This window comes from Photobacterium sp. WH24 (assembly GCF_019204055.1).
Lineage (GTDB): Bacteria > Pseudomonadota > Gammaproteobacteria > Enterobacterales > Vibrionaceae > Photobacterium > Photobacterium arenosum.
This window is the reverse complement of record NZ_JAGSOZ010000001.1, coordinates 179,038-192,428: the sequence shown is the minus strand read 5'-3', so window position 1 is coordinate 192,428 and position 13,391 is coordinate 179,038. Positions and strand designations below refer to the sequence as shown.

Genomic DNA, 13,391 nt, shown 5'->3' with positions numbered 1-13,391 from the left:
GCAACGGCCCGGCACTGCACTTTCCCCGCGGCTTGCAAGAGTCGCGGGGATTATACTTAAACCGCCATGCAATTTTTTATCTGGGAGCGCCACGTTATGACAGTAAAAGGCCGTATTCACTCCTTTGAGTCCTGCGGTACTGTGGATGGCCCGGGCATACGCTTCATCGTGTTTATGCAAGGTTGCCTGCTGCGATGCCAGTACTGCCACAACCGCGATACCTGGGATCTGGAAGGCGGACGTGAAATCACAGTGGATGAGCTGATGAAAGAAGCCCTCTCTTATCGCCATTTCATGACAGCCTCAGGTGGCGGTGTTACCGCATCCGGTGGTGAGGCGATATTACAGCCAGAATTCATTCGCGACTTTTTCCGGGCGGCCAAAGCCGAGAACATCCATACCTGTCTGGATACCAACGGTTATGTCCGTAAGCATACCCCTGTGATTGATGAGCTGCTGGATGCGACGGATCTTGTGATGCTGGATCTCAAACAAATCGACGATGAGATTCACCATGATTTGGTGGGCGTGCCCAATAAGCGCATTCTCGACTTCGCCCGTTATCTGCACAAGACAGGCCAGAAAACCTGGATCCGTCATGTCGTGGTACCCGGTTTTACCGACAATGACACCTCTGCCCATCAGTTGGGAGAATTCATTAAGGATATGGACAATATCGAAAAAATCGAACTGCTCCCCTACCATCAGCTAGGCGCGCACAAATGGGAAGCCATGGGGTATGACTATCCGCTGGAAGGGGTCAAACCGCCGTCAAAAGCTGTGATGGACAGGGTAAAAGCCATCCTGTCGCAATATCATCCCAATGTGATGTATTGATTGCGCTGAGTTCCCGGTAACAGGCCGTACCGGCCATTTTGCCGTGGCTGAGATATAGATTCCCGCCTGCGCGGGAATGACAAATTATCACATATAAATCATACTGTTATGTTTTATTAACAGCATTACTTATCCCGCTGGTAAATATAATCCCGTTCATAAAAGGTTCTCACCCACTCGGGTTTGTACACCACCAGCAAAGTGGTCGACATACCGTTGAGCAGCGCTTCAGGAAACAACAGCAAGGGAATGAGCAATAAATAGTTATCGACGATATATTGCCAGCTGTATTCTCCTTCAAGCCAGATCCAGCTTCCAGTCAGCAGCATATGAACCACTTGCGACAGGGCACCGTTAAAAAATGCTGCGACAAAAATATAAATAAAAAGATGCCGGCTCAGGTAACGGTAACTCAGCAAGAAAACCCAATAACTGATCAGTACGGGTACCACCACGCTGGTCAGATTCACCAGCCCCAGCTCTTGCCAGTCCTGAATACCGAAGGCCACCAGCAGCAAACCAGGCACCGCGGCTATCCATATGGCGATTCGCCAGCCATGGGTCAGGGTTAGTACAGTCAAGGCCAGAAAGTGGACTTTCAGCCCGTCGACCAGTCCGGCCCTCAGGCTCCATAACAAAAAGAGTATCACCACAGTCCCTGAGACCAGGTGCTGATAGTCTTTCTGGTGTTTGAACTTAGGATAGAATTCTCGCGGATAAGAGAAGAACAGCACGGCCAGCCATACGGCCCAGCCAGCCCAGGGAAGCATTGTCATTGCCAGCATCCTTGCATTGTATTCACCCAGTTGAATCACACTTCATTCTGGCCAGTGTAACGCAAATGCAGTCGGTTTTTCTGTAATGTCGGCCGCAAACCCGGCTCAGATCAAAGCCGCTCGACGACTTGCTGCTATGCTGAAACCAGTAAAATCATTGCAGGATACCCTTATGGAAATGACACATGCACAACGTCTCATTTTGGCTAATCAATATCGACTGATGGCACAGCTCGATCCCGAACATGCCGGCAAGTTTCAGCGTCTGCAAACCATAGTAGAGCGCGGATACGGGCTGCAGCTCAGAGAGCTGGATAAAAACTTCGGGGCGATCTCAGAAGATGAATGTAAAGAAATCCTACAAGTGATGGAAATGCACCATGCCATGCAAGAATCCTGCAAACAGTTAAACGCAGCCGAGCAGACCCGGATTGATACTCGCCGTCTGACATTCCTGGGCTTTGATGCCGCCAGTGAGCCCCAGCAAATGCATTATGTTCGTTTCCTGACAATGGTAGAAAATCTTTATCCGCATTTCCTGCCTTCAGAGCACAGCTTTAACAGCCATGTGCCAATGCAGAGTAAATATCGCCGCATGCTGGGCGTGTGGCAACAGTGCCCTCGCCAGTATCATCTCTCCGCCACCGAAATACAGCAGATACTGAGTGCCTGACAAATTAGCCCGGATGACGAACAATGTCTCCCGCATCGCGGCCTTGATTTGATTCGGGCCGCCTTCCACCCCTGAACTATCCCTGTATCCTTCTGAGACAACAGCAAGACGCCGTATTACTGGCATATCTTTTTTACAATTTCCCCATTGGCGAAATCTGCTGTTCTGATAGATTTGCGCGGGCTATCGCAAAGTGACTGATGATTGGGTCACGATTGGCACATTTTATGGCATGGAAAGCACTAAAGAGCTAGCCGACCATAACTTCAGCCATGATAATCGACTTTTTACTGTTCCCTACGGCCCCTTACTTGTATATAAGCGCGTAACGAATATCTCTTCTGTCTGCCATCTGCAAACGACGAGTAAAGGTGGGAAATAAGGAATGAATCAGGCTACGTAAGGAAGGATTCTTTGTCATGTTATACCGGCTTCTGATCTTAGCATTACTGGCGATCTCCCCCCTGCATGCCAGTGAAAAAAAGCAGCTGGTGATTCTGACCACCTTCAACCCTGCCCTGCTGAGCAGCAGCATTGAGATTTTTGAACAACAGCATGCTGGTTTGGATGTCACTATTCTGCAACGCCGGGAAAGTGAAGGACTGGCGTTGCTGGCGCTGCCGGATCATGGCGTGAATGTGGTGCTTTCCTCTTCCCGTCGTCTGTTTCAGCCACTGGCCGACAGCCATTCTCTGGTGCCTGTTGCCGAACTGACCGATGAGCACAGCCAGCTCGATTCAGACTACATTGCCGTTCTGGGGTACTCAGGCTGCGGCATCATATGGAACCAGCGTTATATCGACAGGAATGCACTGCCAGTTCCGTCGCGCTGGGAGTCCCTTATTGCCCCTGTCTACCACAGCCACCTGGTCATGAGCAGTCCCTCCCGTTCTGCGACCACGCACCTGATGGTGGAAAGCCTGCTGCAGCGTTATAGCTGGGATCAAGGCTGGCGCTTGCTTTTACAGCTGGGAGGCAACCTGAATGCCATTTCAGCCAACAGCCAGCGCGCCACCGATCTCGTCGCCAGCGGGCAATCTGGCATCGGTTTGGTTATCGACAGTTATGCCAAAGAGCAGCAAGATCATTTCCCGTTTATTCATTTTCAATATCAACCCAACAGTATTGTCCTGCCGAGCTATATCGCCGCACTGAACAGAAAACAATCCGATCAGCTGGGTATTGAGTTCGTGCGATTTATGCTGTCTGCCTCTTCGCAGGCGCGCATCGAGCAGTCCCCCAATTACAAGCATCGCCGAACGAAGATACCAACCATAGACACAGCGACTTTCACTGTCGATACCGGGTTAATGGAAGAGCGGGCGGTAGCTGTACAGCAACTCTTTGATATCAGCATCAGCCAACAGCAGCCCCTGCTGAACTATGCCTGGCAGCTGATCCATAAAATCCAGTTGCTGCCGGGCCTGACTCCTCAGCAAACCGAGCAACTGGAACGATCCGTTGCGCTGGCTTCAACCACGGTGATCAGCGCCGAGCAAGCCGCGACTGAGGATTTTTTGTCGCTGCAAGACCCTGTGCGTCACCCGGCATCTGCCCGTACCGTCGGGCTCTGGCAAGAACAAATGAGCCAGCAATTACAGCAATCCATCCGTTTATCCCAAGACATACTCATGTCGTACAAGCAGGAGCTGTGATGCTAAAGCGCAAAACGATCGGAAATCGCCTGATTAGCGCCATCAGCCTGATGGCATTCCTGAGTATAGGCGTCAGCCTCATCGCGCTGATTACCTGGGAAAACCTCGATGATCAGATAGATGCCATTGTCAGTAAAAACCTGCCAACGCTCAGATCCAGCTATCACCTGGAACGCAGCACAGCGGCGCTGAAAGACAGACTGCATAATATCGGGGGCAATCAGGACCCGGCCCGACATGCTGAGCTGAAACAACAAATTCAGCTCGAAGCTGAAAGGATCACCCATTCCATTGCGAACACAGCCAGCCTGTCTTCCTATCCGGCGCTGAAAATTGAACACGTCAGCTTGCTCAAAGACATAGAGACATACAGCAATTTGCTGAGCAAGCGGTCGACCTTGCTGCTGGCGTTGGCGCAATCGGAAAGCCGGATCAGCTGGTTGCACCAAAAAGTGGTGGATGAGCTTGCTCCCATTCGCCAGGAAGTGGAATGGCAATTAACGCGTACCACACCCCATCACCTGGACAGTGACACCATACGGGAAACGGTCAATGAATTTTCTCTCATTCAGTCCATCACAGTAAAAGAGAGTGAGCTGTACCAGCTTGTGCAGGAAATGTTTCATCGGGACGATAACCGGGACATCGCCAACGCTTTTCACTACATTGGCTTTAAAACCCAGCAACTGAAAACCATGAGTGATTCCCTCAGCCACTACCCATCGACGCTGGCGTTCCGGCAACAGCTCAACGAGATGATAAGCCAGGTTGAGCCCAATGGCCCGGTGGCAATGCAACTGAGCGTGTTGTCTGCACTGGAAAAAACAATCCGAAGTTATAAAAAGCGCATCAACAACCGTCTGATTTATCAGGAGGATCTGATCCAGACTATGGTTGACCAGGCAGATTCCTCTCTGCTCACTCTCAACGATCACACCCGTCGGTCTGTCATCATCAGCAGCTACATTCTGCTTGGCGTGGTACTGCTGGCCATTACGCTGTCCGTCTTTCTGTCTGTCTATCTGGTCAGCCGCGGGATTGTCGCGCGTTTGAATCAACTCAGCCAGGATCTGTATGCCGTGGCGCACGGCGATCTCAATGCAAAAATTCAGGTTGATGGTGATGATGAAATTGGCCTGCTGGGTGACAGTCTGCGTCAATTCCGCCAGCAAATGCTGGAAATGCAGCGAGCCAATGCACTGAACCTGATCAATAACACTCAGGCCAGTATCATCACCTGTGATTTATCCGGCATCGTAGAATCGGTCAACCCCAGTGCGTTATCGCTGTTTGATGCCGAAGCTATCCCCGCCAATCAGACCATCTGGGCGCTGTTTAACCGCGTCATGGAACCCCGTCTGAAACGGCTGTTTCTGCCCAGCAGCCCTTTGCAGTCCAATGGCGCCTGCAACCTCACCATCAAACAGACACATTCCAGCGAACCGCGCTATCTTCGTCTGGACTTTCGCCTGTTCAAACAGGGGCGGGAAGCCAAAGTCATCATCACTGTGACAGACATTACCGAACAGGAAAGCGCGGCCCGCTGGCTGGAAAACATGGTGCAGGAAAAAACCGAGTCACTGACCAAGCGAAACCGACAGCTGAAAGCCGAAATCGAAGACAGAAAGCGTATTGAGGAAGATTTACGGGCCACACAGGATGAACTGATCCAAGCAGCAAAAATGGCCGTGGTCGGGCAGACCATGACCTCGCTGGCGCACGAGCTGAACCAGCCGCTGTCGGCCATGACAACCCATATCTTTGCCACGCGAATGGCCGTAGATAAGAACAACCTCACTCAGCTTGCAGCCAGCCTGGACAAGATGGACAGCCTGACTGAACGCATGGCCCGTATCATTGCCAGCCTGCGCAACTTCGCGAAAAAACAATCGGCCAACAGAATGCTTCAGGCTGTTGATATTCAAGAGTCGATCAATCACGCCCAGCAACTGATAGAAAGCAGGCTGAAAGTTCAGCAGACCAGTCTGATCAGCGGAATAAACAGCCCGTTTCAGGTCATCGCCGATCCCGTTCAGCTGGAACAGGTGCTGGTTAACCTGTTCATCAATAGCTGTGATGCGGTGGCTGGCTGCGATACCAGAGACATTTACGTAGAACTGCTTAATCACTCTGCTGAACGCCAGACATTCAGTTTAGCCATTTGTGATACAGGCCCGGGTTTTGCGAGAGACATTATTGAAAAACTGTTCACCCCCTTTACCACCACTAAAGATGTGGGCCTGGGACTGGGACTGAACATTTGCCGTTCCATCATGAACCGCTTGAACGGCGATATTTTCCTTGCTTCCACCTTACAAGGAGGCGCAATGGTTGTTTTGGAGTTAAATAAATATGACGATTAGCGATAACATTGAAGTACTGATCATTGATGACGATCAGGATGTTGCCGATGCTTACCAGCACCTGCTGGAAGTAGCTGGTTATCAGACCCGGACAGCCACAGATCCGTTGCAGGCTCTGACCTTGCTTCATAAAGAATGGCCCGGCGTGGTGATTACCGATATGTATATGCCAGGTATGAACGGGAAAGAGGTGCTGCATCGCATTAAATCACTGGATAGCACCCTGCCTGTGATACTAATCACCGGCCATGGCGACATTCCTATGGCAGTAGACGCCTTGCAAAACGGGGCGGCCGACTTTCTGCAAAAGCCATTACAGCCCGCTGAGCTGATCACACTGCTGGACAAGCATCTGCCGAAGCGAAAGCAGCTGATTGAACACCGTAAAAGGCTCAGGCAAACAGCCAGCGACGTGCTGCTGGGTGACAGCCCGCTGATAGTCAAGCTCCGCCATCAGATTGCAGCAGCGGAAAACAATGACAAAGATGCCCTGATTGAAGGAGAAGCCGGAACGGGACGCCACACCTTGGCCCGTTTGCTTCATGCCCACACAAAAATGGGCAAAGGCCCGTTTATTAAATTGTGCGGCAATAAGGTGCAACGCACCTCCGATTTGCAACGGGCAATGCTCAATGCCCGCGAGGGCAGTCTTTGCATCAGTAACCTGCCGGCTATGCCGACCGACGCACAGCACTGGTTATGCCGCTTTCTCCTTGAACAAGAGCGCCTGGCGAAAAGAGAAGTACGTGTATTGGCGCTTGTTGAAGGGACGGCGGAACAAGCGGTCGAAAAAGAAACCTTAGTGCCTGAGCTGTTTTACTTTCTCAGCCAGGCGCGATTTGTCATACCGCCACTAAGGCAAAGGGCAAGCGATATTACACTGCTGTTCCGATACTTTCTGGAGGCCAGTTGCCAGAAACTGAACAAACCCGTCCCTGTGGTGGATAAAGCCTATATCAATACGCTGAACCGGCACACCTGGGAAGGTAACGTTCTGGAATTACGTAACGTGGCAGAGCTCTACGCTATCGGTATCGTCAAACTCACCGGACAAGAACGGACCAAGTCGCTGGATCAAATGAGCAGCCCGCTGGATGATCTGATTGATGACTATGAAAAACAGGTGATTGAAGATGCCCTGTACCTTTTCGGCGGCAGAATTAATGAGGTTTCAACTTACCTGCAGATCCCACGTAAAAAGCTCTATCTGAGAATGAAAAAGCACAATCTGGATAAAGCCGATTACAAGGCAGGATAAATCACCTCAGCGCAGAGACAACAAAGGCCGGAGCAGATCCGGCCTTTTTATTGTCTTTGTTGCGAGCGGCTTAGAACTCGTAACGGATACCCAGTTGATAGAAGTCTTCGTCAGCATCACCGCCGAAATTAACAACTTTACCGTTGCTGGGATTTGTACCGTTTGTACCGTCACGGAATACATAGCTGGTGAACAGAGAAGAACGGCTGGTCAGGTGATACTGAGCTTCCAGCGTAGTGTCTTTCAGCTCCAACTCGTCACCGTCTGTGTTTTCCAGGTTGCGGTAACCAGCACGCAATGTCCAGTCGGTGTTCAGATCATAGATGGCAACCACTTCCCACACTTCATCTTTACTCTTGCTTGGGCCGCCGGCATCAACTTCGTCTTCAGAGTACTCTGCACCTAAAGTGAATGCATTGATGCTGTAGGTGGCACCCACACCCCAGAAGTTATACTCATTACCGTCTTTGTCTTCGCTGTACTGATACGCCAGCACAGGCGCCAGGCGTCCGCCCTGTCCCAGATCCAGCGTATAGCGCAGCGCGGCGTTCATACCGTTATCCAGTGAATTACCGAACGCGTTTTTATCATTGTTACCAAAAATATAGCCAAGAGAGAAATCTAAGCCATTGATACTGTTTTGGTATTGCAGCGTCGCATCCTGACGGAAAACCTGGACAGCGGTACCATCGACCACCTCTGCCTGACGGGCTGCGGCGATATCAGACAAAGCAAACACATCAACGATGTCGGTAAACATGATAAGACCAGAAGCCACACGGCCACCCGTCACTTTACCCATTTCTTTACCGTCGATACCGGCCCAGACATAACGAGGGGACAGGCTGTCATCACCAGAGTTTTCGGCTTCTGCCGCATTAACCTGGTATTCAGCCCAGCCAATCACAGAAAACTGATCATTGATTGGCTGAGAACCACCCAGGCCAAGACGCGCATCAAATTCACCGTTGGTGTCGCCATCATCGGTTGCTTTGTCTGTAATGTTGTAGCCAAGACGGCCGTAAAGATTCACTTCACTACCATCTTCGCCTTGATAGATATTCGCCGCGTAGCTTGCGCCACTGGCAAACACGCTGGAGATAATTGCCGCTGCTAGTGTTTTTTTCATTTTGGTTTCCTTGAGTATGTGTTCTGAGTGACCACAACGCTGATGGCACTCATAAACGCAAAAAGCAGGTAAGTTACTCAGCCAGAAACAGGGAAAAGACAGCCAAATCCTGTTACTGGCGTCAAAAAAATTTCATAATCCAAGCATAGAGCAGAGGTTCACTTTACGCGCAACCAGAGTATCCTTTTTCCCTGAATAAGCCCTTAATAAAACTGGGTATATGGGTTATTGATTAAATAAGATATTTTTCTGTGAAAAAGATCATCTTTTGTCTCAGACTATTGGGCTTATTACTCAGGCCGCCGGATCTTTCCCTGCGCTTCTATGCCATACCCAAACAGGTTACAATCCTTTGTTTTCAGCGTTGGTGCTTTCTTATGTCCTATCAATGTCCCTTATGCCATCAGCCTCTTCATCATCAGCAACATCAATGGCGTTGCCAAAATAATCATCAGTTTGATCAGGCTAAGGAAGGATATGTCAACTTAATGCCTGTTCATCATAAAAGCTCAAAAAATCCCGGTGATAACAAAGAGATGATGCAGGCAAGAAGACAGTTTCTTGAGGCAAATCACTACCGGTTAATGAGAGAAAACATTGTTAAACTTCTGACTGTGCATCTGCCGGAGAACAGCCAGAAAATGCTGGATATCGGGTGTGGTGAAGGCTATTACACCTCATCCTTTACGGCTCTGAGCGCCAGCCACCCCAGCCTGGAAGTGCACGGACTGGACATTTCCAAAGTGGCCGTGCGTTATGCCGCCAAACGCTATCCCGATTGCCACTTCTGCGTGGCATCCAGTCACAGACTGCCGTTCGCCGACCAGAGTCTGGATGCCATGGTGCGCATCTATGCGCCATGCAAAGCAGAAGAAATTGTCCGCACGCTGAAACCCGGTGCGGTTTTATTAACAGTGACACCCGCTCCGCGGCACTTGTATCAATTGAAAGCACTCATTTATGACGACGTCAGGCTGCATGATACTCAGCCTGAAGCTCTGCCGGGTATATCCTTGGTGCAGGAAGAACGGCTGCATTACGCCATGAGCTTAAATGGCAGTGAAGCAACGGCACTGATGCAGATGACACCGTTTGCGTGGAAAACCAGTGACGCTGTCTGGCAGCACCTGGCGCAGCAGCACGCATTCAGCTGCGAGGCAGATTTCACCCTGCGCGTTTACCAAAAATCCGCAACAGTGGATGATTCCGAACAGGATAATTGCAACTAATTCTCATTTCTATTGAGTCTGCCGTCAGTCTTCAATATCATACGGCCCATGACATAACCCCCTGAGGCTATCATACTGATTCTTAATATAAGCTCGGTAAGTATGCTTCAGACAAAGGATGGTATACATGAAGACTGGCTACGCGATGCTATTAGCCGCCCTGCTGAGTGGCTGTGCCACACAGCCAACATCCAGCACGACAACGGCTGCGACTCCTCCAACTCTGTACGATTACACCATTCGATCTCCTTCCGGGGCCGAACTGACAGAACAAGCCCTGGCGAATGCGCTGTCCGATGCGGATATCGTACTGGTGGGTGAATGGCACAGCCATCCGGGCACTCACCTGCTGCAAGCCCGGCTGCTGGCAGCACTGTATGCCAATAGCCCCAGACTGGCTTTGTCCATGGAGCAGTTTACCCGCGACAAACAGCAGGTCGTTGACCAGTTCCTTCACGGCGAAATCGGTGAGCAGGTACTGATCAAGCAGGGCAATGCCTGGCCGAATTATGAATCCGATTACCGTCCCCTTGTCGACTTTGCTCGCCAGCATCAGCTTGATGTGATCGCCGCCAATGCGCCGAAATCCATCGTCCGCTGTGTCGGCCGTTACGGGGCTGAATACCTGAATCGACTTCCAGTTACTGAGCGTAAGTGGGTGGCCCAGTCACTTACACTGAGAAATGACAAATACAAAGAAAAATTCACTGAGTCTATGCATCATGGTGATCCTGCCCAGTCTGAACGACAATTTGCTGCTCAGACCAGTTGGGACGACACCATGGCTGAAAGCATGGTCAACTACCTGCAAGCCCACCCAGACCACCAGATAATGCACGTCGCCGGGCGCTTTCACACCGCAGAAGGATTAGGGACAGCTTCCCGTATTTTGTCGCGCAATCCGGCATTGAAAGTGGTGATGGTCACCCCGGTAACCGCCGACAACCCTATCGCTGCAGATGCACCGGATTTTCAGGTTGAAGTCATGCCTCTGCCGCCCCGTTATATTCAGGAAGCCAATATGAAAGCGGCTTTTGCCCATATCGGCAAGCGCAACAATACACTTCAATGTATTGCTGAATAACACCTTTTTCCTGTCATGGCAGTCTGTACAGACTGCCTTCCTCGAACTTCCCCTTGCTTTGCTCAGAGTCTCACCACACCAGAGAATTGTTCATAATTCATCCAGCCGTGCAGCCGAATTCGCTCCTGCTGAGTCATAGCTCATCATGCTCACAAAAATACCAATAAAAAACATGACTCTGATTTTCACTGACATTGTATATTTTTCAACCTAAAAATCATCTAAAACACAATATAATAGACCATGTATAGAGTATTTAGCAGTTACTTAGCCCCGCTCAATGTTACAGTGTTGTTAATTTTTGGATGTTCTTTCTTTTCTCATTGCGCTAAAACATTATGCCAATGATGGGTGTTTCTGATGGCACAGCTCGCCGGCCCATCTTTGTCATCACACCAGTACAAGGATTGCATACTATGAAGGGAAACAAATTGCTTTCGGCAGCCTGCATCGCTGCGGCGTTAGCCCTAACGGCGACACCAACCTTAGCCGAAATGGCCAAAGTGGCTGTGTCTCAGATCGTTGAACACCCGGCGCTGGACGCCACTCGTCTGGGCCTGCTTGATGGCCTGAAAGCGAAAGGCTACGAAGAAGGCAAGAATCTGGAATTCTCCTATCAGACCGCTCAGGGTAACCCTGCGATTGCGGTGCAAATCGCCAAACAGTTTGTCGGGGAGCAACCGGATGTCCTGGTGGGTATTGCAACACCAACAGCACAGGCACTGGCTGCAGCCACCCGTTCTATTCCCGTCGTTTTTACTGCAGTCACCGATCCTGTTGGCGCTAAACTGGTGCGTAATATTGATCAACCCGAGCGCAACGTCACCGGTCTGTCTGATTTATCCCCTGTCGCACAACACGTCGCACTGGTGAAAGAAATTCTGCCAGATGCCAAACGCATTGGTGTCGTTTACAACCCGGGCGAAGCCAATGCCGTCGCACTGGTTGATTTACTGCGCAAAGCCGCCAAAGAACAAGGCATGGAAGTGGTAGAAGGAACAGCCCTGAAAAGTGCTGATGTGCAGTCAGCAGCGCAAATCGTTGCCTCAAAAGCTGACGCGCTCTACGCACCAACAGATAACACTGTGGCCAGTGCCGTTGAAGGCTTAGTGAATGCCGGCAATCAGGCAGGCATTCCAGTTATCGGCGCCTCTACTACCTACATTGAAAGTGGTGCACTGGCGGCGCTGGGCTTCGACTATTATCAGGTGGGTGTTCAGACCGCAGACTATGTGGATGCGCTGCTCAAAGGCAAGAAAGTCTCTGAACTGCCGGTAAAAGTTGCTGTGGGTTCAGATCTGGCTCTGAACCAGAAAGCTGCCACCAAACTGAACATTACCTTCCCTCAGGCTCTGGTTGACCGCGCGACCTCTATCGCCAAGTAACCTTACCTCTCTATCGGGCACCGGCGTTCCAGCCGGTGCCAGCAAGGAATAAGGAGTTGTAGATGTCTTTCTTTGCTTTGATCGGTACCTTAGAAATCGGCTTGGTTTACGGCTTGGTTGCTCTGGGGGTTTACCTGACATTTCGGGTACTGGACTTTCCTGATCTGTCTGTCGACGGCAGTTTTCCAATGGGCGCAGCCGTTGCGGCAACAGCCATAGTGGCTGGTGTGAATCCGTGGATGGCAACCATGCTGGCAATTCTGGCCGGCGGTATGTGTGGCCTGGTAACAGCCTTTCTGGCAGTACGTTGCGGTATCTTGCACTTACTGGCCAGTATTCTGACCATGATTGCTGCTTTCTCTATCAATATCCGCATTATGGGTCGACCAAACCTGGCCCTGCTGGGTGACGATACTATCCTGACTCCATTCGAAAATTTTGCCTTTGAAACCGGCCTGGATGCGGGCCTGGTACGCCTGGCTGTGGTACTGGCTCTGGTGATATTCAGCGGCTGGTTCGTGACCCGGTTGCTGGCCAGTGACTTCGGCCTCGGACTGCGCGCTACCGGCGTAAACAGCCGTATGGTGAGCGCACAAGGCGGCAGTACGGCACTGTATACCTATTTTGGCCTGGCGCTGTCGAATGCCTTTGTCGGCTTCTCCGGCGCTCTGTTCGCGCAAACCAATAACTTTGCCGATGTCACCTCGGGTGTGGGTACGATTGTGGTGGGTCTGGCAGCGGTTATTCTGGGTCAGACACTGATTCCGGGCCGCAAGATCTGGGTGGCCGTTATCGCTGTGATTCTAGGCTCAGTGCTCTACCGGCTGGCCGTTGCGTTTGCCCTGAGCAGTGGCATGTTTGGCCTGCAGGCTTCGGATCTGAATCTGATCACTGCAGTACTGGTCGCCCTTGCTCTGATTGCGCCTAAGATGAAACGCAATTTTCAGCGAAAAAAGAAGCAAACCGTCGCAGCAAAGAAGCTCGCGTAAGCCGGAAAAGAAG

General features: G+C 50.9%; 11 protein-coding genes. 9 read left to right on the top strand and 2 right to left on the bottom strand.

Features of this window, described 5'->3' with window-relative positions; genetic code table 11:
• Positions 1-96 precede the first annotated feature (96 nt).
• On the top strand, positions 97-837 hold the full coding sequence (gene pflA, locus KCG43_RS00795; protein WP_192017024.1) for a pyruvate formate lyase 1-activating protein: 741 nt from the start codon (positions 97-99) through the stop codon (positions 835-837).
• 125 nt (positions 838-962) lie between these two features.
• On the opposite strand, the gene KCG43_RS00790 is transcribed toward pflA, so the two are convergent.
• On the bottom strand, positions 963-1,613 hold the full coding sequence (locus tag KCG43_RS00790) for an energy-coupling factor ABC transporter permease (RefSeq protein WP_311568612.1): 651 nt from the start codon (positions 1,611-1,613) through the stop codon (positions 963-965).
• A gap of 172 nt (positions 1,614-1,785) precedes the next feature.
• On the opposite strand from KCG43_RS00790, the gene KCG43_RS00785 reads away from it, so the two are divergent.
• From KCG43_RS00785 to KCG43_RS00770, 4 genes are all read left to right on the top strand, one after another.
• Entirely contained in the window at positions 1,786-2,286 is a 501-nt protein-coding gene (locus KCG43_RS00785; RefSeq protein ID WP_192017023.1) for a YfbU family protein, read from the top strand.
• 419 nt (positions 2,287-2,705) lie between these two features.
• Complete coding sequence (locus KCG43_RS00780) at positions 2,706-3,941, top strand: ABC transporter substrate-binding protein (RefSeq protein WP_218382797.1); 1,236 nt, start codon at positions 2,706-2,708, stop codon at positions 3,939-3,941.
• Positions 3,941-6,304, top strand: a complete 2,364-nt coding sequence (locus KCG43_RS00775; protein ID WP_192017021.1) for an ATP-binding protein — start codon at positions 3,941-3,943, stop codon at positions 6,302-6,304. Before KCG43_RS00780 ends, KCG43_RS00775 begins: the two co-directional genes overlap by 1 nt.
• Complete coding sequence (locus tag KCG43_RS00770; RefSeq protein WP_192017020.1) at positions 6,294-7,562, top strand: sigma-54 dependent transcriptional regulator; 1,269 nt, start codon at positions 6,294-6,296, stop codon at positions 7,560-7,562. The genes KCG43_RS00775 and KCG43_RS00770 overlap by 11 nt, the downstream gene beginning before the upstream one ends.
• A 70-nt stretch (positions 7,563-7,632) precedes the next feature.
• Here KCG43_RS00770 and KCG43_RS00765 read toward each other — a convergent pair whose 3' ends face one another.
• On the bottom strand, positions 7,633-8,691 hold the full coding sequence (locus tag KCG43_RS00765) for a porin (RefSeq protein ID WP_218382795.1): 1,059 nt from the start codon (positions 8,689-8,691) through the stop codon (positions 7,633-7,635).
• Positions 8,692-9,068: 377 nt separating this feature from the next.
• Here KCG43_RS00765 and rlmA point away from each other — a divergent pair, with 377 nt between their 5' ends.
• The 4 genes from rlmA to KCG43_RS00745 all read left to right on the top strand — a co-directional run bounded on the left by rlmA (position 9,069) and on the right by KCG43_RS00745 (position 13,378).
• Entirely contained in the window at positions 9,069-9,920 is an 852-nt protein-coding gene (rlmA, locus tag KCG43_RS00760) for a 23S rRNA (guanine(745)-N(1))-methyltransferase (RefSeq protein WP_218382793.1), read from the top strand.
• Positions 9,921-10,047: 127 nt separating this feature from the next.
• Positions 10,048-11,004: a ChaN family lipoprotein gene (locus tag KCG43_RS00755; protein WP_192017017.1), complete on the top strand. Its 957-nt coding sequence runs from the start codon at positions 10,048-10,050 to the stop codon at positions 11,002-11,004.
• A gap of 416 nt (positions 11,005-11,420) precedes the next feature.
• Complete coding sequence (locus tag KCG43_RS00750; protein ID WP_218382790.1) at positions 11,421-12,389, top strand: ABC transporter substrate-binding protein; 969 nt, start codon at positions 11,421-11,423, stop codon at positions 12,387-12,389.
• 62 nt (positions 12,390-12,451) lie between these two features.
• Entirely contained in the window at positions 12,452-13,378 is a 927-nt protein-coding gene (locus KCG43_RS00745) for an ABC transporter permease (RefSeq protein ID WP_218382788.1), read from the top strand.
• The last annotated feature ends 13 nt before the right edge of the window (positions 13,379-13,391 follow it).

Excerpts from the sequence above, each read along its gene's own strand:
- pflA (WP_192017024.1), top strand. The coding sequence starts at position 97 with ATGACAGTAAAAGGCCGTATTCACTCCTTTGAGTCCTGCGGTACTGTG.
- KCG43_RS00790 (WP_311568612.1), bottom strand. The coding sequence starts at position 1,613 with ATGACAATGCTTCCCTGGGCTGGCTGGGCCGTATGGCTGGCCGTGCTG.
- KCG43_RS00785 (WP_192017023.1), top strand. The coding sequence starts at position 1,786 with ATGGAAATGACACATGCACAACGTCTCATTTTGGCTAATCAATATCGA.
- KCG43_RS00780 (WP_218382797.1), top strand. The coding sequence starts at position 2,706 with ATGTTATACCGGCTTCTGATCTTAGCATTACTGGCGATCTCCCCCCTG.
- KCG43_RS00775 (WP_192017021.1), top strand. The coding sequence starts at position 3,941 with ATGCTAAAGCGCAAAACGATCGGAAATCGCCTGATTAGCGCCATCAGC.
- KCG43_RS00770 (WP_192017020.1), top strand. The coding sequence starts at position 6,294 with ATGACGATTAGCGATAACATTGAAGTACTGATCATTGATGACGATCAG.
- KCG43_RS00765 (WP_218382795.1), bottom strand. The coding sequence starts at position 8,691 with ATGAAAAAAACACTAGCAGCGGCAATTATCTCCAGCGTGTTTGCCAGT.
- rlmA (WP_218382793.1), top strand. The coding sequence starts at position 9,069 with ATGTCCTATCAATGTCCCTTATGCCATCAGCCTCTTCATCATCAGCAA.
- KCG43_RS00755 (WP_192017017.1), top strand. The coding sequence starts at position 10,048 with ATGAAGACTGGCTACGCGATGCTATTAGCCGCCCTGCTGAGTGGCTGT.
- KCG43_RS00750 (WP_218382790.1), top strand. The coding sequence starts at position 11,421 with ATGAAGGGAAACAAATTGCTTTCGGCAGCCTGCATCGCTGCGGCGTTA.
- KCG43_RS00745 (WP_218382788.1), top strand. The coding sequence starts at position 12,452 with ATGTCTTTCTTTGCTTTGATCGGTACCTTAGAAATCGGCTTGGTTTAC.